Below are 17,427 nucleotides of genomic sequence, written 5' to 3' on the forward strand. Positions count from 1 at the left end.
GAATTAAGGGAATATGATGGTTAACATTTCATTAATTCTTTTGCCATACGTGTGGTCTTTCAGTGTACGTTCGAGTCCACGAAGTGCAATCTCACGGCGTTCCTTTTCATGAGTAAGATAATATTCCACTTTGTCGAGTAACTCCTGCGGCGAGGAATATGTCTCAATCTCCACACCCGGTTTGTAGAAACGCGCAATGTCATCCCGGGCGTCGGTCAGCTGCAGCGTCGTGGACGCGGCAATTTCAAACGTTCTCGGGTTCGGTGAGGCTGGCGGGATTTTGAGGTGATTATTATTAACGGAATCATCTTCGTGGGATCGATGCAGGTTGATGACAATTTTGGTGCCATTGTACACATCATTGGTCTCCGGCGGACTCATCCAGCGACCGAGTTCAATCTTCTCGCCATAGGCAGTATAGTCAGGCAGGCGATCCCACCAGATTCCGTTAAATACCGTATTGTGTGACATCAACTGAGGCATGATCGGATTGAAGAAGTATACCCGGTTCCAGTAGGCCGAGCCGATAAAGCTGACATCCCGTTTTAACGGGGAAGGGGTTGTAATTGGAAAGTAATGATTAGTGAATGCGGCAAAAGGGAGGTAGTGTACTGACGCGCAGCCGATTTGTCGATATAGATCGATACAGTTCAGTTCCAGCGTGAAGACATGGTCAAAATGTGTCACAATATCCAGCGTCATATCTGTATAGTACGGGTCATCCGTCAGCCAGATCGCCGTCTGAATGCCCGCTTGGCGAATCGCATCGATATGCTCGATGGGGATATCCATTCCATCCAGCACCAGCACAAGATCAGGACGCGTCTGCAGCGCAATTTCAGAAACCGGTTGACGCGGATCAGAGAGGGTTACTTGAGCTACCATACCCTGTAACGTGGCCATAATGGCCTCATCCAACGGGGAATAAGGGAAGCCTTTACCCGAGGATACATACAGCACATGAAGCTGTCGGAAAGGCAACGGTTCCTGTGCACAATTCACAATATAGTTGGCGCGACCGCGCAGATATCCTTCTTCCTTACCTGCGTCATATCCGGCATGTTGCCCATTTTTGCGCGCTTGATCAGCCAGGCTCAGTACGGGTGCATGAACCTTTTTGGTTTTACGGTGTTTGAGAGACATACCGCCACTCCTTTATTTTTTGGGATAGGGTTCTTGTTGATGCTGCACTTCAGACGTGGATTACAAATGTTCCAGCAACTGACCGATCCGGCGAGTGAATGTATGCTGGTTCATCGTGGTGAGAAGTCCACGCCACGCCATCGCCTGTCGTTCTTCTTCATGCTTCAGATAATAGTGGATCTTGCGCTGAAGTTCCGCTGCGTTGGTGAACGTCTCGATGTCATATCCCGGCTTATAATAACGGGGTAAATCTGCACGTGCATCCGTAATCTGCATTGTGCCGCATGCGCTAATCTCATACGTGCGTGGATTAATCGAGTGACCTTCAAGATGATGTGTGTTGCGATTGTCTTCCCCATTCTCGCAAGTCCGGTGAATGTTAATGACAATCTTGGCGCCATTGTAATAATCTACTGTCTCTCCAGGAGCAATCCATCCTTCGTGGATGAAACGGCCTAGTACATCATAGCGTGTCAATCGGTTCCACTGGCTACCCGCAATGAATACCTTTTTGTCCGCAAGAAAAGGGGCCAGCTCATCAAACAAGGCAATCCGGTTCCAGAATCCGGTACCGATAAAACAAATGTCGTGCTGATGCTGCGGTGCGGCGCGCCGCGGTTGAAACATGCCTGGATTCACCGCGAGTGGCATATAGATGACCTGGTTCGCTCCATGTCCCAGATAGAAGGGTACGGCGGCCTCTTCATGCGTGAACACGACATCATAATGCTGGCAAAGGGACGTTGTATCTTCGGTGAAATACGGATCATCCACAAACCACACGGCAGTTCGGATACCGAGTGCACGTATGCCTTTCACCTGCTCCACATGATCTGCGGGAAATACATGCAGACCATTCATGACGAGCACAACATCGGGCCGATGATGAGTGGCTTCCTGCAACATCGCTGCTGGCGATCCAACAACGCATTCACGTACAGATTGCTGCAGAGCCAAGGTGACACCTTCATCGATGGCATCGAATCCTTGCGGGATATATAACACCTTCATGTCCCGCAGGGTCGGTTCAAACATCTGCACCCGCTCCATCATGGCTTGACAGCCGCCGAATCTGCGGCCTTCTGCATATCCGCCGCGGTAAGCCGTTTCCGCTTCGGTCAGCGGACGGTGCCTTCGTTTTGCCACATTCTTCACCCTGTCTTCCTTCAGGAGATCTCACTTCCAGACTCTCCCCGAGATTGGTCTTCCCTCTAAAGGATATGCCTCGGGGTCAGATGCATCATGGACGGGTGTCCTGCAAGGCGCAAAATTGGCGCATGCCCTCCACATCCGCCTGTACGGGCATGTCCGCTTTTGCGGCGATGCAAATAGCCCGGAGGGATCTGTCCCCCGGGCTAACTGCTAGACAGGTATCATTCGATGCAGGAATAATCGTGTCTACTCGGTTACTGTGCTTTGTACGCCAGCTGATGTCCGTCCTCGAATCCCTTGGCGAAACCCGCGTTGAATCCCTCGTTGTACGCCTCGTTGTATCCCTGGCTGTACGCACCGTCCGGGTTCGGATCGGTAGGGGTAGCCGGGACGACTGGTTGTACGGGCTTTGGACTCCGGTGCCGCCGTACCGCACGTTTCTTTTTTTTGAGCCACGCACTGCGTCCTTTAAGTGGGCGTTTGTGAAGAACACGTTTGGCTCTGAGCGCACGCAGTTTGCGAATTTTGCGCAGACGGGCTCCACGGATTAACAAAGCTCTTTTGGTTCTCAGTCGTATTTTCTTCTTCTTTAACATGTCAACATTCCTCCTGTATGTCCCGAACGATACGAATTGCACATCCGGGGTCTTTGAGCCACGGCAAGCCAGGCTCCCCTTGCTGGATTCGGGCCAGCCTGATTCCCGTAACCATACGAGACATTTCTTCCTGATAGCGACTCAGCAAACGAATGTTCTCGGCCAGACTGCGGGCGGATACTTCCGAATGAGCAGTTACACTGGCTACACTGTCCAGAATGCGTGCCAGCGCCTGCTGACTGTGTGCAATGGATTCGATAAGCGCCAGTTTGGCTTCCTGCTCACGCCGCATCAGACTCATTTTCCCATGTCTCCCAGATCCATGCCGCCAAACATGCCCCCGTCCATACCGCCGCCATCTTCGCTATCGTTCTGCACCATCACCGCTTTGAGATTGTTGCACAGTCCGGTCTCCATCCGGGTTAATCCTTCCAGCAATTCCACCAGCTGATCATGCATTTTGAGCGGCTCGCCTACCTGATCCCCATGCGTCAGAAAGGTATCCCCATTCAAATGATTCAGCGTCCAGTTCCGTACCTTCTCGGCCTCAATCGCTTTTGCCTCCAGGATCAGGGCAATATTCCACTGCATTTTGGCTGCTGCGTCCAGCATCAGAATGAGGCTCTGTTCTCTACTCATGTTCCTTCACCCGCCTTCCGGGCTTATTCTTCTTCTTGAACCGCGATCTCCCGCATGACTTGGATCAGCGTTTCGGCTACAGCCTCTTCCAGATCTGCAAGGCCCCCCAAGTAAGAGATAATGCTTTTGTTGATTTGCCCAGAGCTATCCAGCAGACCGTCAACGCCATCCAACTCCGGTTCGATATCTGGCAAATGATTGATGATTTCAGACATGCGTACAGCGACTTGGCGTTTGGCATCCAGCACACGTGCGATCTGCTGGTGAGAGTGTGCAATATGTGTGATGATTTCATCGATTTTGCTCTGCATGGTCCTCCTCCTTACCGTCACGGCCTGCTTCACCCATAGAAAAACCCGGCCTATCAGCATTTGCCTGTTACAGCATATGCCGGGCCGGGATCGTCAGTTACTACAGCTTGCGCCTATATCGTCAGATGACATAACTCCAGTCGGAAGAATATCGACTGAGGAATTGGCGAGTACGTTCCTGCTTGGGACGTACAAACACCTCCTCCGGGGTTCCTTCCTCCACAACGGAACCTCCATCCATGAATACAACCCGATTTGCCACCTCACGGGCAAACCCCATTTCATGGGTAACTACAATCATGGTAATCCCCTTTTGAGCAATGGAGCGGATGACAGACAACACCTCACCCACAAGCTCGGGGTCCAGCGCCGAGGTCGGTTCATCAAACAAAATCACTTCGGGATTCAGTGCCAGTGCTCTGGCGATGCCCACCCGTTGTTGTTGTCCACCTGACAACATACTTGGATACTCATTGATTTTGGCAGACAGTCCAACTTGTTCAAGCACATGCAGGGCACGAGTGCGGGCATCGGCTTTGGACATTTTCTGGGCAATAATTAATCCCTCGGTGACGTTATCCAGCACTGTCTTGTGTTTGAACAGATTATAATGCTGGAACACCATCGCTGTTTTTCGTCTCAACTGCACAATGTCATGTTTGCGTGCATGCTTGCAATCGACGGTTAATCCACTGATCTGAACCTCGCCCTCATCGGCACGTTCCAGAAAATTGACGCAGCGCAGCAGCGTTGTTTTACCTGATCCGCTCGGTCCAAGGATCGCTACGACATCACCCTGTTCCACGGTCAGATCAATTCCCTTCAATACTTCCTGCTTGCCAAAAGTTTTGTGTATGTTGGTTAGTGTAATCATGACACGCCTCCTTTGCTGTACACGGCAACCCGACGCTCAAGCAGAGCAGTGATCCGCTCGGCAATGATGGTCAGCCCCCAATAGATGAACGCTGCGGCGATAAAGGCCTCCAGAAACTTCAGACTGACGGATGCCACCACATCCGCTTTACCGAGGATATCCATCTGAGACACGGTAAAAGCGAGTGTTGATCCATGCAGGAACCCAACAAACATACTGCACAGGTTAGGCAATACAGCCCCGATTGCTTGAGGGATGATGATACGTCTTAAAGCCTGGAATGTGCTCATGCCTACAGCGTGAGCCGCCTCCATCTGGCCGATATCCACAGCAAGAATGCCTGAACGGATAATCTCGGACATATAGGCGCCCGCAGTGAGCGAGAAAGCAATCAGTACAAATACGAGAATAGGAATCGACGAGGATTGAAAAGCCCAACCGTAACGTTCCGCCAGCTTATCGATAATCATCGGAATACCGTAATAGATGAGGAATAGATGCATCAGCATCGGTGTTCCACGCAGGAATGAAACGTAGAAGTCAGCAATGCGGTGAATCCACCGCACGCGATAAATACGGATCAGAGCCGTAGCCAGACCGATTCCGAAGCCTGCAATCAACGGAACAATCGTAATGACAAGTGTCAGTGGCAATGCCTTCAGGATTTGAAAAAAAGATGTATAGATAAACTGGAGATCAATCGACATATGCTCACCCCGCTATTCGTTTCAGTGAGAGTTCAAAAAGTCTGGTTTTCAGTACCGAGAAGATGCCGCCAGGCATGATTCGTAATCAAAAGCGGACTTTTTGAACAATCTCTTTCAGGCGTTTGGCTCGAATTGCCGGTTTGTGTACAACCCTCTTGCGTTCATGACGCTGGAGTCTGCGTTCTGCAAAGGCAAATCCTTTTTCAAGCATAATGACAATGACATAATAGACCACAGACAGACTGATATACACCTCAAGTGCGTGCGACGTGGCCGAAATTAACGTCTGCCCTCTGCCCACCATATCCATGACACCAATGGAGAAGGCCAAAGAAGTATCCTTCAATGAACCAATTAACGTATTGGCCATGTTCGGAAAAGCAACAATCAGCGCCTGCGGAACAACAATCCGTCGAAAAGACTGGAATGTGGTCATACCCGCAGCATAGGCTGCTTCCGTCTGGCCTTTATCCACACTGCGCACCGCTCCGCGAAAGATCTCGGCAAAAGATGCCGCGTCACTAAGCGCATAGGTCACAATGACAAATAACAACGGGTCGGTTCTCGACAGGTCGATGCCAGTGGGTTTGAGCAACTCGGGAAGTCCGTAATACACCAGGAATAATTTGATCAGGATCGGTGTGCCCCGCATGAATGAGACGTACAGGGTAGCCAACTGGCTTAGTACCGGAATCCGATACAGCCGGGGAACGGCCAGAAGCACGCCGCCCACCAGTCCGAGCACGATGGAACCCCCCAGTACAATCAGTGTTATATGCAAATATCGTAGCAGTTCCGGGATGAAATCCAGAACCAATGACAGATCAAATGATTTTCCCATTACCGCTGCACACCTTTCTCAGACTACTCTTCAACCGTATAGTCAGCTCCAAGCCACTCTGTGCTCAGTTTGCCTAACGTTCCGTCTTCTTTGATCGCTTTGAGCGCTTCGTCCACTTTGGTTTTGAGTTCCTGCTCATCTTTGTTCAGAATGAAGTACACTTTGGAGTTGGAGAGGGCATCGCCTACCGTTTTCAGCTGAGCATCAACCGCATTATTCTGATAATCAATGGCAAACTGAGTGCTGATGGTGGCATCCACCCGGCCTGTTTTGATCTGGGTATTGGTATCCTCACCCGCTCCGGAATAGACGATATCAATCCCGTTACCGTTCGCTGCATTCCATTTCTCAGCAAGTACAGCCGCATTACTTGTAGCACCAACAATCAGTTTTTTCCCTTTGAGATCCTCAATCGATTTTACTTCCTCATTTTTCTGACTTACGACAATTTTATTTGGAAAAATATTATAGGCTTCATCATTAAACAGGAACTTGGCCTGTCTCTCATCATTCACTTCCATCTGGTGAGCGATCAGGTCAATTTTTTTCGTTTCCAGACTCAGCAGCAGGTTTTTGAAATCCATCGTGCTGAATTCGAATTCATACTCAGGCAAACGTTTGTCGATCTCCCTGATCAGTTCCACATCATAACCTGTTAACTTGCCATTCTCATCAATGAAGCAGACATTTGGGAACTGTGTGCCTGTTCCTACAATGATCTTTTTCACTTTGGTGTCACCTGCTGCCGAAGCAGATTCTGAATCATTGCTTGCAGTTCCAGTGCTGCATCCAGCCAGTACCGCCAGCATTGTAATGAACAGCAGTGCTGTCCGGAATTTTTGAATCCCCCGTTTTTTAACCATTCCCAATCTCCTCCACAGGCTGTTATCACAGCGAATATGATGTGTACTCCCCATCCTCAAATCTCTTAACAAACCATTCTTACTTGTATACTCGGAATTAGGTTGAACAAAGAATATCATTACAAGTCATCTTTGGGCAATAACTAAACTAATAGGACATCCTGATAAGGTTATAGAACTTCTCTATAGGACAAGAAAAAGCCATCCTCCATATCAATTGGTGGATGGCTTCTTCTTGTATGACTCTCACTGATTATACCATTTTGGCGGTGCATCACCTGGTGTATACACTACTCATCTATCTGCGACTCGCCCATTTAATTTTACGTGCAACTTCCACTCGCTGTAATTGTAAGAGACCGATCCGTTCCTCGAACTTCTTGCGTTCGTCCATGGAATGAGCGGCATGAATCTGGTGGCACAGACCTGTCAGTTTGCTGTTGATGTAATCAAACCGTGTCCATAACTCCTCTTCAGGTGTGCGCTGCTGCTCCGTCGCCGTCTGAAATATTTTGAGTTGGCGGATAAGGGATTGTTGCCATTCCTGATCCTGAATTTGGATGGCAAAATGCAAAAGATCCAGATAGTCATCAATTTGCAACGAAACGCCGCAATCAGATTTAGTGTTCATCGTCGTCTCTCCTTATTTCAGTACTTGGCTGGAATCCATTACTTCTATCTTACAGGAACAAGCCCACTGAAAGCGAGTACTGAACGATTAAATTTCGGGAAAATTTTTATTTTTTTATGTTAAAACAGCTTTACATTTCCATTAAGACCAATTTGGCAGGATATTGATATTGGTACATATGAAATTGGTAATAAAAACCCGCGTTAAGGAAAAAAGTTTGTTCCTCAAAACGGGTTTTTCATCATTTTATATATAATATTAACACATACTAAATTAGTCATTTTTTCCATCTCGCTGCTGTCTGGTCATCAGTAACATGAGAAATGAGATGATAATAATGGAAACAGTCCATGCCCAAGCCATGGTCTGATTGCCCGAATCTACAGCGACATAGATTGCGGTGGGTACCGTTTGTGTTTTGCCCGGAATATTGCCTGCAATCATCAGTGTCGCACCGAATTCACCGAGTGCCCGGGCAAAGCCCAGGATGAAGGCGGTCATCAATGCTCTGCCTGCGAGCGGCAAGGAAATGTAACGAAAGACCTGCCACTCATTCGCTCCAATCGAACGACCCGCATCCTCCAGATCACGATCCACACCACTGAATCCCGATTTCATCGTCTGATACACGAGTGGAAAAGCAACCACCACCGAAGCAATCACCGCAGCCCACCAGGTGAAAATAACCGGTGCGGAGAATAGGGCTTCGATCCATTGTCCAAACAGACTTTTACGCCCCAGTATGACAAGTAACAGAAATCCAACCACCGTCGGAGGAAGGACTAGCGGCAGCATAAATGCCGTTTCCAGCAGAATCTTTCCCCGAAATGAAGAACGTGACATCTTCCAGGCTATCGCAATTCCGAGCACCGTGGCCACTACGCTGGATAATAACGCAACCTGAAGCGATAAGCGCACCGGTGACCAGAATACGGACCAGTCTATGGCGTTCACATTCATTCCGGAATTGTGAATCCGTATTTCTTGAAGATATCGAGCACTTCAGGGGTTTGTAAATACGCATAGAATTGTTCGGCTTCCGTACGGTGTTTCGTTCCTTCAATAATACCTACCGGATAATTGGCTGGTGTGTAGCTATTCTTGTCCACCTCAAACGCAATTTTCACCTGATCCGAAGTAAGAGCATCCGTTTTATATACAAATCCTGCATCTGCATTACCTGTCTCTACATATTGAAGAACCTGTCTAACGTCTTTCCCCTGCACAAGTTTGCTTTCCAGTTCATCCCACAGCTTGGCATTGGTCAGAGCTTCCTTGGCATAGGTTCCCGCAGGCACACTTTCCGGAATCCCAATCGCTACCGTCCTGATGGAGTCGCTGGTGAGATCCGTTTCACTGGTTACTGTGTGGGTCCCATCTGCTGGCACAATCGCCACCAGTGAATTCTGTAGCAAGTTCTTCTGATCGCCCGATGCAATCAGGTTTTCATCCACTAGCGCATTCATATTTTTTGTTGCCGCCGATACAAAGACATCAGCCGGGGCACCCTGTTCAATCTGCTGTTGCAAGGCACCCGAGGCGCCAAAGTTAAAATTAAGTTCTATATAAGGATTAGCTAGCTCATAATTGTTTTCAATCTCTTTCATCGCATCGGTCAGACTTGCCGCCGCAGAGATTGTCAGATCTACCGTTTCCTGCGGATCGGTATTTTCTGCTGATGAACTTTCACCTGATGCCGCTGGTGTTGAGGTCGTTTGTTCTGCACCCGTGGATGTATCCGTAGTGCCCGTGTTTGCGCCGCAACCAGCCAATACAAGAGCCAGTCCCAGTGACATACTTCCCAACACATATCCAATTCTCTTTCTCATTCATTTCTCCCCCAACGTTATCTTTAGATATAACTAGTTATAATTGATTATATCTAATTATACACAAGACAAAAAAAATGGGAAGGTGATTAAGATCACATTTGGCTTTTGTTATCTGTCCTATGCGTGTATTGCGTGTTCTCAGGTTTATGGCATCCCTCAATTAATGATATAGTACAAGAAACATTCATAACAAAACCATCATTGCTCTATACCTTTGAAGGAGGATCTTCACTTATGACGGAGGAGCAATCCTACACAACCGAAGAAATATCCAAGCTACTCAAAATATCGAAACTGACAGTTTATGACCTGATCAAAAAAGGAGACCTCGTCGCATACCGTGTAGGTAAACAAATGCGGATTGATGCTACCGATCTGGAGGCATATAAACGTCGCTCCAAGCAACTTCAGTCCTCAGGTCAGCGTATCCCGACTCCTCATCAGACCTCGGCATCAGGAACTCACCCAGGTCAGGGTGATTTTCAGGGAACTTCCTTACAATCGACTGTACCCGTTGGGTCTGCGCATACAATTACTCCAGCGAGTTCTACCCATACAATGACCTCTGCACCACGGCATCTGGTCATAACAGGTCAGGATGTCAGTCTGGATATTCTAATGCGCCATATGGAAAAACAAACTCGGGATATTCGTCCGCTACGCTCGTTCATGGGTAGTCTGGATGGGCTTATCTCGATGTATCGTGGGGAGTCCGATCTGGTCAGCACCCATCTGCTCGACGGAGATACGGGTGAATATAACTTGCCGTATATTCGCAAAATTCTGACGGGGCGGTCCTATGTTGTGGTAAACCTGCTGTCACGTCCTGCCGGACTATATGTACAGCGTGGTAATCCGCAGAACTTACAGAATTGGACCGATCTGAGCAAGCCTGAACTGAGACTAGCTAATCGGGAGAAAGGTTCTGGCGCGAGAGTATTGCTGGATGAGCAACTTCGGCTGCATGGAATTCCTGCCGCAGGTCTGATCGGATATGAAACCGAGGAAACCAGTCACATGGGCGTGGCTGCCAAAGTCAGTTCAGGTGAAGCTGATGTCGGAGTTGGCATTGAAAAAGCTGCACGACTTGTGGGTCAGGTTGATTTTGTCCCGCTCACTCAGGAGCGCTATGATCTGGTCATGCTGAGGAAGCAAGGTAATGAAGCCTGGACTGAATCAGTACTGCGAATTCTCCAATCGCCGGAGTTTAGGCAGGAACTGCAATCATTCGAGGGATATGATGTATCCCGGACAGGTGAGATTTTGTACGAAGCATAGGTTTACGAAAAAAACACCCCATTACAGCCCATGCTAAACGGATGCTACACCAGATGCATATACAAAACGCCTTGCAATGGCTGCAAGGCGTTTTTGGTGTTTCTTTATATATAACTCATTATATTGAAGAACAGGCTCCTCATTGCGGTAAATCGATCTCCAGGATGAATACACCATACGCGGGCATGTTGATCTCATTCTGAAGTGTTGTACCGGACAGTAACTCTTTTGCTTGCTTCTTAAGCTTAATGGGTACTTGTTGATCCGAGTAGTTGAGTAAAAATACATAAGCTTTATCCTTACCGGAACGGATACCAAGCTCAACTTCGGACGGTACCTCTACCAGGTCACCCACAGGTGAAGATAGCCCTATTTCATCCAGAATAGCATCAACGACCGGTTCATTGTAAGCCGCTCCATAATACCATACTTGCCCCTGACCTACCGTACGTTTGGTCAATGCAGGACTACCTGCATAATATTCGGATGTATACTCAGCCATGACCTGCACCTCAGGATGCTCCACATGAAGAACTTCGTTAAATCCGGCCGTTGACGTTCCCTCCTGAAGCCGCTCACTCGTCCCATTCCATTGCAGTTTGGCTGCTGGAACGGTTCCTTTTATTAAAGTAAAGTCCTCTACGGTTACACCACACAACTCAGCGACAGCCCCAGGGAACGGTCTCATATAACAATGCCCCTTGAGATCCTTATATCCGGTGCGAGCACCGAAAAACAGAGTGCCTCCTTGACTGACATAGGCTTGGAGAAGTTCTGCTGTCTCGTCTGTCATGATGGCCGGGTGAGCATAGATGATCACCTTATATTCGGATAACTCCTCCAGTGTTGTCGTTGGTTGCAGTGTAACCATGTCCGTCGGAATATGACGATACTGGAGCTGCTTATACCAGGAGCGTACACTCTGTTGCTGAAGCGGACCGTGCCACTCGTCCAACTCCCCGTCCCACAGGTTATCGTAATCCTGTAGGATCGCAACATCGGCTTGATATGTAGTACCTGCAATAACACGCCCGATCTTGGCAAACTCTTCCCCTACTTGCGCAACCTCGCGTACCCTTCTGTTGGGTTGATTATGGTAATCATTGATGCCATGCCAGTACATCTCAGTGCCAAATGTTGCTGTCCGCCAGCGGAAGTAGACGAGTAGATCTGTTCCGTGAAGAACAGATTGATACGACCATAATCGGATCTGGCCCGGTCTTGGCGTACCCATGCCTATACTGTCAACCCAGCCTCCTGGCCCAGACTGTTGTTCCATGACGCAGAAGTTCGGTGACATGTTACGTACGTTCGACAGTTTCATGCTCCAGGCCCGATCTTGTAATGAGTTATCGTCTGTCCCTGGGAAGATCGTAGCAAACTGCGGATACGAATCATAGGAGAAGAAATCTAATAGCTCCTCTGTCATTTCATGATTATCCAAATGTCCAAACGTACCGTTTGTTGTGATCCAATGTTCCGGGTCCAGTTCCCGAATGATGTCCACCTGAAGCTTGGCAAATGAAATCGTATTGGCTGATATGAATCTCTTTTCATCCAATGCCAAGTGAGGATTGGGCGATGGACTAACCATATTTCGGGTAAGGTGAACTTGAGCCCAGTCGGTATAGGTCTGACTCCAAAAAACGGTTCCCCATGCCTGGTTCAGATTCTCCAACGATTCATAACGATTCTTAAGCCATTCACGGAAGGCGACATGATCTGCCTCAGCGTAGAAAACATCCATATGACAATTGAATTCGTTATCGATCTGCCAGCCAATAAGAGCCGGATGATCTTTATAGGCAATCACCATATTGCGCACGATTTTTTCACATTGCTGTCTGAAGATTGGGCTGCTGTAGTTGGTATGACGCCGCATTCCGTGTTGATACAACACCCCGTCCTTATTTGCGTTTAATACTTCAGGATATTGGGATGTTAACCACGCTGGTGGAGTTGCAGTAGGTGTTCCCAAAATAACACTTAAACCATATTGATGCGCCAGATCCAGTGCCTTCTGGAAAAAACTAAAATCGAACTGGCCTTCTTCCGGTTCAAAGATGGACCATGCAAATTCAGCCATCCGAATAACTGTGATATTCATCTCTTTCATTCTACGGAAATCGTCCTCCCACAACGCTTCCGACCAGTGCTCAGGGTAATAACAGACCCCCATTTTTAATTCATCCATTTGGATTGATTTTGCCACCTTTAATTGCCCCCTTAACCTGCCATATTGCCTCCATTCTATTGGAACCTTCACATATAATAAATGACAAGATTATGCGACTTATAATAAAATATTGTCATTGTCCAAGATTCGAATAACAGTAGGCTGAATCGATTTCAGTTCACTACATAAAAATATTGCGTTCAAATGGAGGATACACGTGAAAGAACACATCTTTCTCCCCAAGCCGGTTTTCCCCAGACATGTATGCTTTCCCGATTTTATTGGAGGGTACAGTGATTTTCCGAAACATCATGTGCATCGAGAATATGGCACCACTGAAATTAACTTGGATCAATGTTATAACCTGCACCTTGTCCTGGACGGTAAAGGATTTCTGGACACGGGAACCGCTTGTTATGAGCTAATGCGTGGGCAAGGATTCCTCTATGGTCCCGGTCTCAGACAAACGTACTACTCAGATTTAGATGATCCTTGGAGCATTCGTTGGATTCATTTTTACGGTGTTCGTCTCGAAGAACTGTTAAATGGGAAAGGCGTTGACGAGCCCTGGTTGTTTCAGTGTTCCAACTTTCCGGTGGTTACCGCGCTCATGGATCGATTACTGGAGCTAGGCAGAGGCTATCAAGTGGAGGACGAGCATAGTGTGGCAGCTACACTCTATGAGCTTCTGACCCGATTGCAATCCGCAGCGAGTCAAATCAATGTTTCTTTAAATCACACTTCAGAGCGAATTCGTGAAGCAGGGAATTATATTCGCTCTCATAGTAATGAGCACATCACACTTGACCATGCTGCCGGGATTGCCGGATACAGTACAACATACTTTAGCCGCAAATTCAGTCAGACGTTTGGCATCTCCTTCCCGGAATTCCTCTTGGAATCCAGGTTATTACATGCGAAACAGCTGCTCGCAACAACCAACCTTTCCATTAAACAAATTACGCTGGAAACGGGATTTTCACAGTCAAGCTACTTCATCCGCTGTTTTAAAACCCAGGAAAACGTAACACCTATGCAATTCCGTATGATGCACAATCATTCGTTATAGGGCACGGGACGTATTCCTTGATCAAGACGACGTAAAAGAAGACTCTGCATACAACATGCAGAGTCTTCGTCGGTCATTTTTATAAATGCTCATTCGTATCTTCGTCCTCGTCAGCCTTATATTCCAATATATCTCCAGGCTGACAATCCAGTGCTTTACAGATCGCATCCAGAGTGGATAAACGGATCGCTTTTGCTTTTCCTGTTTTTAATATGGAAATATTGGCGATCGTGATCTCAACTCTCTCTGCAAGCTCGGTAACCGTCATTTTCCGCTTTGCCAACATCACATCAATATTGATTATAATGGCCATATATTCACCTCAGACCACTAGGTCATTTTCTGATTTGATATCAATCGCTTCCTGTAACAATCTTTGGAGCACAGCGGAAAATACTGCAATGACCAATGAAGCAAAAACAGGAACCATCCCCATAAGAATGAGGCCTGGGGCATCATCTTTCTCTGCGACAACATAAACAAATGGCAACATCACAAAATAGAGACTACTGATTACAATAGCACAATATTTTATTGTTTTTAAGGATTTCACTGACATTAGAGAGAACGCTTCATTTTTGTCGATGTAGCTCAGCAGACGAAATGCCTGGTACAGTGCAACAATAAACGGAATAACGGACACATACATAATAATCACTATGGGGTATAGTGCACCTGCATAATTCGGATTCACCGGGTTATTTGCTAACCAGGGTATGCCGAATATACATAAGGCAAGAATGGGAGCACCAATAAGAAACACAGCCAATTTTAAAAAGATGGTTGTACCTCGCTTCACAAAAAGCACCTCACTTGTTTTAAGTGATATGAATTTATCATAATATTTATCGTTTTACAATAAATTTTTATTGCAAAACAGATTTTATTTATTCTTTTGCCCATTAAGGAAGAAAGACCAAAAGAATAGCCCTCTCTTTGCTTCAATGTTTCTTGGACACAAAAAAAGTCCAAAGATAGCCACTGCATGTGGTTATCTTTGAACTCGCTCATGTACGCCAGAACAGTCCAGCCTCATCCCGTTCCACCTGCTCGAGAACATTCTCAAAATCGGAACAAGGTGTAATAACATCTACCGGATTCCAGCTGCTCTGTTCATCTCTGGCATACACTTTCCACTGATTTTCTTCCCAGTAAAATCGGGCAATATGCATCTTGTCCCATTGATACCGTTCCTCGGCGGGTCTTTCTTCGGTCAAGATCAATTCATTGTCATTCATCTCATATGTCAACTTCACCATCGTACGTAGTGGCGCAGGAACCTTCTCGTGAATATATCCGTTCATTACGGACTGAATTCTTCGTAACGTAAACGAGTCCAGCATGAAGATGCACATCCTTTCAGCCAAATACACCCTTGATCATTTTACCAACTGGATTTCGTTACACCAGGAATCTGTCCTTGATGAGCCAATTCACGGAATTTAATCCGAGACACCTTGAACTTACGTAGATAACCCCGCGGGCGGCCTGTCACTTCACAACGGTTCTTTAGTCTGGTCGGAGATGCATTACGCGGCAATTTCTGCAATGCTTCATAATCCCCTTTTTCCTTCAACTCCCGGCGCAGGTCCGCATATTTTGCCACGATTGCCTGACGTTGCTTCTCACGTACCACTTTAGATTTTTTAGCCATGAATGACAGCTCCTTTATCCATTGAATTTATGTTTATTTATCTATATAAATTGAACTAAAGAATATTTACACTGCACACTCCGATGACAGAACAACCTTCCGATCGCTGTTATCCCCAGATTTTTTTGATTCCTTTTACAAAGGGTAAATCCGGGGATAAAGGCGAACGCTCCGCTTCTTCAGGTTCTTTCTGTCCTCTCCGTTTTGTGTAAATGTTTATTTCAATTTATATAGATGTGCTTATACAACGCTACTCCCAATGCAAACATCATCTTCCGAGTTATACGACTTCCACAGGCCATGGCAGCGGATTGTCGAAATGGCCCCAGTCAGCCAGCATTTCTTCATCACTAAGCAGGCACTGGTCCAGCTCGTCTTCAATGCTCTCACGCTCCATTTCGATCCCAATCATGACAAGTTCCGTCTGACGATCTCCCCACTGGGCATCCCATTTCTCCAGAACATCCGGTTCGTTACGTAAAATCTCTTCTTTGTCCGCTTCTGGCAACGCCGCGACCCAATGTCCCGCAGGACCGAACTGAATGGATGGCCCTGCCTGACTGAGGCTTGCAGCAACGTCCCCTTCAGCCGCGAGCCATACCAAACCTTTGGCACGTACCACTTCTTCCGGCCAGTAACTCATGAACTCAGCCAGACGGGAAGGATGGAATGGCTTTCTGCGGCGATATACGAAGGAACCAATGCCATATTCCTCGGTTTCCGGTGTGTGCGACTCCTTCTCCAGTTCCTGAATCCATCCAGCGGACATGCTCACCTTCTCGAAATCAAAGCGGCCTGTATTCAGAATCTCAGACGGATTCACCTGTCCATTCTCGGTCCGAATGATCTTGGCGTTAGGCTGTAACTTGCGGATGATACCTTCGAGCTTGTTCAGCTCGGTGTCATCGACCAGATCACATTTGTTCAGCAGCAGTACATCACAGGTTTCGATCTGATCGATCAACAAGTCTACGACGTCACGGGTGTCCTCATCTCCGGTCGCCTGGTTACGATCCAGAAGACTCTGTCCTGATCCAAAATCATGCCAGAATCGATTGGCATCCACCACCGTTACCAGACAATCCAATCGGGCCAGGCGAGTCAGATCAATACCCGACTCCTCATCGGCGTATGTAAAGGTCTGTGCAACTGGAACAGGTTCACTGATTCCGGTGGATTCGATCAAAATATAGTCATACTTGCCTTCGTTCACCAGCTTCTCAATCTCTTGCATCAGATCATCCCGCAAGGTGCAGCAGATACAGCCGTTGGACAGTTCCACCAACTTCTCTTCAGTACGAGACAAGGTTGCCTCCCCCTTGACCAGCGCAGCATCAATGTTCACCTCACTCATGTCGTTGACGATTACGGCAACCTTAAGCCCCTGTCTGTTGTTCAACACATGATTCAAAACCGTCGTTTTCCCTGAACCGAGGTAACCACTCAGTACGGTTACCGGAACTTGCTTTTGTGTCATAGATCTCTACTCCTTATATGTGCAGTCTGTGTAATTCAGATCTTAATAGTAATTATTACGATTAATAATAATGACTATAATCCTGTTGGACGGTCGTTGTCAAACTATTTTTGATTCAAGCTGCAAAAAAACAAAAAAAAGGCTCATGACCGGCCCTTGCACTTTCGCATCCTGAGGATACGTT

At 47.3% G+C, this 17,427-nt stretch carries 21 protein-coding genes; 2 read left to right on the forward strand and 19 right to left on the reverse strand.

Annotated elements, in window-relative coordinates; translation table 11 throughout:
* Positions 1-3: 3 nt before the first annotated feature.
* From NST33_RS25110 to modA, 13 genes are all read right to left on the reverse strand, one after another.
* A complete protein-coding gene (locus NST33_RS25110; RefSeq protein ID WP_091020900.1) occupies positions 4-1,143 on the reverse strand; it encodes a glycosyltransferase in 1,140 nt (379 codons plus the stop codon).
* 60 nt (positions 1,144-1,203) lie between these two features.
* On the reverse strand, positions 1,204-2,298 hold the full coding sequence (locus NST33_RS25115; protein WP_339178996.1) for a glycosyltransferase: 1,095 nt from the start codon (positions 2,296-2,298) through the stop codon (positions 1,204-1,206).
* A gap of 251 nt (positions 2,299-2,549) precedes the next feature.
* Positions 2,550-2,891: a hypothetical protein gene (locus tag NST33_RS25120; RefSeq protein ID WP_051446920.1), complete on the reverse strand. Its 342-nt coding sequence runs from the start codon at positions 2,889-2,891 to the stop codon at positions 2,550-2,552.
* A gap of 1 nt (position 2,892) precedes the next feature.
* Positions 2,893-3,192: a hypothetical protein gene (locus tag NST33_RS25125; protein ID WP_237177808.1), complete on the reverse strand. Its 300-nt coding sequence runs from the start codon at positions 3,190-3,192 to the stop codon at positions 2,893-2,895.
* Positions 3,189-3,530 carry a hypothetical protein gene (locus tag NST33_RS25130; RefSeq protein WP_017692510.1) on the reverse strand — a complete coding sequence of 114 codons (342 nt, stop codon included), beginning with the start codon at positions 3,528-3,530 and terminating at the stop codon, positions 3,189-3,191. The genes NST33_RS25125 and NST33_RS25130 overlap by 4 nt, the downstream gene beginning before the upstream one ends.
* 23 nt (positions 3,531-3,553) lie before the next feature.
* Positions 3,554-3,841: a nucleoside-diphosphate sugar epimerase gene (locus tag NST33_RS25135; RefSeq protein WP_339179001.1), complete on the reverse strand. Its 288-nt coding sequence runs from the start codon at positions 3,839-3,841 to the stop codon at positions 3,554-3,556.
* Positions 3,842-3,962: 121 nt separating this feature from the next.
* Complete coding sequence (locus NST33_RS25140; RefSeq protein ID WP_339179004.1) at positions 3,963-4,715, reverse strand: amino acid ABC transporter ATP-binding protein; 753 nt, start codon at positions 4,713-4,715, stop codon at positions 3,963-3,965.
* The gene (locus NST33_RS25145) at positions 4,712-5,422 is read right to left on the reverse strand and encodes an amino acid ABC transporter permease (RefSeq protein WP_036673453.1); all 711 of its coding nucleotides are present in this window, start codon (positions 5,420-5,422) and stop codon (positions 4,712-4,714) included. Before NST33_RS25145 ends, NST33_RS25140 begins: the two co-directional genes overlap by 4 nt.
* An 85-nt stretch (positions 5,423-5,507) precedes the next feature.
* Positions 5,508-6,263 carry an amino acid ABC transporter permease gene (locus tag NST33_RS25150; protein WP_339179006.1) on the reverse strand — a complete coding sequence of 252 codons (756 nt, stop codon included), beginning with the start codon at positions 6,261-6,263 and terminating at the stop codon, positions 5,508-5,510.
* Positions 6,264-6,286: 23 nt separating this feature from the next.
* Entirely contained in the window at positions 6,287-7,126 is an 840-nt protein-coding gene (locus NST33_RS25155) for a transporter substrate-binding domain-containing protein (protein WP_339179008.1), read from the reverse strand.
* A 298-nt stretch (positions 7,127-7,424) separates the two neighbouring features.
* Positions 7,425-7,757, reverse strand: coding sequence for a hypothetical protein (locus NST33_RS25160; RefSeq protein WP_017692504.1), 333 nt, complete (start codon positions 7,755-7,757; stop codon positions 7,425-7,427).
* 273 nt (positions 7,758-8,030) lie between these two features.
* On the reverse strand, positions 8,031-8,717 hold the full coding sequence (modB, locus tag NST33_RS25165) for a molybdate ABC transporter permease subunit (protein ID WP_221820951.1): 687 nt from the start codon (positions 8,715-8,717) through the stop codon (positions 8,031-8,033).
* A complete protein-coding gene (modA, locus tag NST33_RS25170; RefSeq protein WP_221820952.1) occupies positions 8,714-9,586 on the reverse strand; it encodes a molybdate ABC transporter substrate-binding protein in 873 nt (290 codons plus the stop codon). The genes modB and modA overlap by 4 nt, the downstream gene beginning before the upstream one ends.
* Before the next feature lie 237 nt (positions 9,587-9,823).
* Between modA and NST33_RS25175 the strand changes: the two genes are divergently transcribed.
* Positions 9,824-10,867: a helix-turn-helix transcriptional regulator gene (locus NST33_RS25175; RefSeq protein ID WP_221820953.1), complete on the forward strand. Its 1,044-nt coding sequence runs from the start codon at positions 9,824-9,826 to the stop codon at positions 10,865-10,867.
* A gap of 139 nt (positions 10,868-11,006) precedes the next feature.
* Here the strand turns inward: NST33_RS25175 and NST33_RS25180 are convergent, their stop codons facing one another.
* Complete coding sequence (locus NST33_RS25180; protein WP_339305522.1) at positions 11,007-13,079, reverse strand: beta-galactosidase; 2,073 nt, start codon at positions 13,077-13,079, stop codon at positions 11,007-11,009.
* Between the two features lie 181 nt (positions 13,080-13,260).
* On the opposite strand from NST33_RS25180, the gene NST33_RS25185 reads away from it, so the two are divergent.
* A complete protein-coding gene (locus tag NST33_RS25185) occupies positions 13,261-14,112 on the forward strand; it encodes an AraC family transcriptional regulator (RefSeq protein ID WP_221820955.1) in 852 nt (283 codons plus the stop codon).
* Positions 14,113-14,191: 79 nt separating this feature from the next.
* On the opposite strand, the gene NST33_RS25190 is transcribed toward NST33_RS25185, so the two are convergent.
* From NST33_RS25190 to NST33_RS25210, 5 genes are all read right to left on the reverse strand, one after another.
* Positions 14,192-14,425, reverse strand: coding sequence for a helix-turn-helix transcriptional regulator (locus NST33_RS25190; protein WP_076211193.1), 234 nt, complete (start codon positions 14,423-14,425; stop codon positions 14,192-14,194).
* A 9-nt stretch (positions 14,426-14,434) separates the two neighbouring features.
* Positions 14,435-14,911 carry a DUF2975 domain-containing protein gene (locus NST33_RS25195; protein ID WP_221820956.1) on the reverse strand — a complete coding sequence of 159 codons (477 nt, stop codon included), beginning with the start codon at positions 14,909-14,911 and terminating at the stop codon, positions 14,435-14,437.
* Between the two features lie 208 nt (positions 14,912-15,119).
* Positions 15,120-15,455, reverse strand: coding sequence for a DUF3024 domain-containing protein (locus NST33_RS25200; RefSeq protein WP_169480557.1), 336 nt, complete (start codon positions 15,453-15,455; stop codon positions 15,120-15,122).
* A 41-nt stretch (positions 15,456-15,496) separates the two neighbouring features.
* On the reverse strand, positions 15,497-15,766 hold the full coding sequence (rpsN, locus tag NST33_RS25205) for a 30S ribosomal protein S14 (RefSeq protein WP_036605831.1): 270 nt from the start codon (positions 15,764-15,766) through the stop codon (positions 15,497-15,499).
* Positions 15,767-16,046: 280 nt separating this feature from the next.
* The gene (locus tag NST33_RS25210) at positions 16,047-17,243 is read right to left on the reverse strand and encodes a GTP-binding protein (protein ID WP_221820957.1); all 1,197 of its coding nucleotides are present in this window, start codon (positions 17,241-17,243) and stop codon (positions 16,047-16,049) included.
* Between the last annotated feature and the right edge of the window lie 184 nt (positions 17,244-17,427).

Origin of the sequence: Paenibacillus sp. FSL L8-0435 (assembly GCF_037965655.1) — a bacterium.
Classification (GTDB): Bacteria; Bacillota; Bacilli; order Paenibacillales; family Paenibacillaceae; genus Paenibacillus.

Excerpts from the sequence above, each read along its gene's own strand:
- NST33_RS25110 (WP_091020900.1), bottom strand. The coding sequence starts at position 1,143 with ATGTCTCTCAAACACCGTAAAACCAAAAAGGTTCATGCACCCGTACTG.
- NST33_RS25120 (WP_051446920.1), bottom strand. The coding sequence starts at position 2,891 with ATGTTAAAGAAGAAGAAAATACGACTGAGAACCAAAAGAGCTTTGTTA.
- NST33_RS25125 (WP_237177808.1), bottom strand. The coding sequence starts at position 3,192 with ATGAGTCTGATGCGGCGTGAGCAGGAAGCCAAACTGGCGCTTATCGAA.
- NST33_RS25130 (WP_017692510.1), bottom strand. The coding sequence starts at position 3,530 with ATGAGTAGAGAACAGAGCCTCATTCTGATGCTGGACGCAGCAGCCAAA.
- NST33_RS25135 (WP_339179001.1), bottom strand. The coding sequence starts at position 3,841 with ATGCAGAGCAAAATCGATGAAATCATCACACATATTGCACACTCTCAC.
- NST33_RS25140 (WP_339179004.1), bottom strand. The coding sequence starts at position 4,715 with ATGATTACACTAACCAACATACACAAAACTTTTGGCAAGCAGGAAGTA.
- NST33_RS25145 (WP_036673453.1), bottom strand. The coding sequence starts at position 5,422 with ATGTCGATTGATCTCCAGTTTATCTATACATCTTTTTTTCAAATCCTG.
- NST33_RS25150 (WP_339179006.1), bottom strand. The coding sequence starts at position 6,263 with ATGGGAAAATCATTTGATCTGTCATTGGTTCTGGATTTCATCCCGGAA.
- NST33_RS25155 (WP_339179008.1), bottom strand. The coding sequence starts at position 7,126 with ATGGTTAAAAAACGGGGGATTCAAAAATTCCGGACAGCACTGCTGTTC.
- NST33_RS25160 (WP_017692504.1), bottom strand. The coding sequence starts at position 7,757 with ATGAACACTAAATCTGATTGCGGCGTTTCGTTGCAAATTGATGACTAT.
- modB (WP_221820951.1), bottom strand. The coding sequence starts at position 8,717 with ATGAATGTGAACGCCATAGACTGGTCCGTATTCTGGTCACCGGTGCGC.
- modA (WP_221820952.1), bottom strand. The coding sequence starts at position 9,586 with ATGAGAAAGAGAATTGGATATGTGTTGGGAAGTATGTCACTGGGACTG.
- NST33_RS25175 (WP_221820953.1), top strand. The coding sequence starts at position 9,824 with ATGACGGAGGAGCAATCCTACACAACCGAAGAAATATCCAAGCTACTC.
- NST33_RS25190 (WP_076211193.1), bottom strand. The coding sequence starts at position 14,425 with ATGGCCATTATAATCAATATTGATGTGATGTTGGCAAAGCGGAAAATG.
- NST33_RS25200 (WP_169480557.1), bottom strand. The coding sequence starts at position 15,455 with ATGCTGGACTCGTTTACGTTACGAAGAATTCAGTCCGTAATGAACGGA.
- rpsN (WP_036605831.1), bottom strand. The coding sequence starts at position 15,766 with ATGGCTAAAAAATCTAAAGTGGTACGTGAGAAGCAACGTCAGGCAATC.
- NST33_RS25210 (WP_221820957.1), bottom strand. The coding sequence starts at position 17,243 with ATGACACAAAAGCAAGTTCCGGTAACCGTACTGAGTGGTTACCTCGGT.